Source organism: Bifidobacterium sp. C0047B3 (assembly GCF_056590535.1).
In genome coordinates this window covers 1-743 of the sequence record NZ_JBWPWH010000011.1, presented here as the reverse complement: position 1 = coordinate 743, position 743 = coordinate 1, and the positions used below count along the sequence as shown (strand labels likewise).

General features: G+C 45.4%; 1 protein-coding gene. It reads right to left on the bottom strand.

Annotated features, from left to right (window positions below; translation table 11 throughout):
- Positions 1–561 precede the first annotated feature (561 nt).
- A partial coding sequence (locus AC1EKT_RS06230) for a hypothetical protein (RefSeq protein ID WP_481616916.1) occupies positions 562–743 on the bottom strand: 182 nt, incomplete at its 5' end.

Sequence of the window (743 nt, the reverse complement as noted above, 5' to 3'; positions counted from 1 at the left end):
CAGCAAAAGCGAAACCGGAGAGGAGGGTGGCGCCAGCAGCGAATGCGGCGATAGCCTTCTTATTCAACATAATATTTCCTTTCTTCTTCTCCTTCGCACCATGTGTGCGAAGAAAAATCTAAATATTCACAATTTAAGTTTTTGTGAATAACTACCAGCGCAGAACGTCTGGCTGGAAGCTGTTATTAACATACCCCCCCCCCGTTCGCAAAAGTCAAGAGCCGACACGCAGCTCATTAACAAAAAACATCGATGTTTTTGCGTAAATATTTCAGTCAAACTATTTTTAAGAGTAAAAAATACAGTATTACGCGTTATTTTTCGTAAAAATGTCAATTTCAAGGTTTTTAAAGATTTTTCTCAGAAAACTCTCAGGAAACTCTTTAATACTCCCCCAACCCACTCATAAAACGTTGCAATATAGCCACTCTTGTTCGACACGCCGAAACTACATTTGCGTAAGCGCGACCGAATTCCCAATGCAATACCACACAAATCTACCCTGCCTTCGTCAATCGAGACGAAGGCAGACCTCGCTTGCGTTGAAAGCACACTGTGCTTTCAACCCTGAGCAAGCTCGGCGCTCCAAGTTGCTTTCGCGCGCGCAATGCAGCGCTCAAGCAGACCGTCGCGCCCACAAAACGTTGCAAAACCGCCATTCTGACGCGACACGCCGAAACTACATTTGCGTAAGCGCGACCGAATTCCCAATGCAATACCACACAAATCTACCCTGCCTTCGT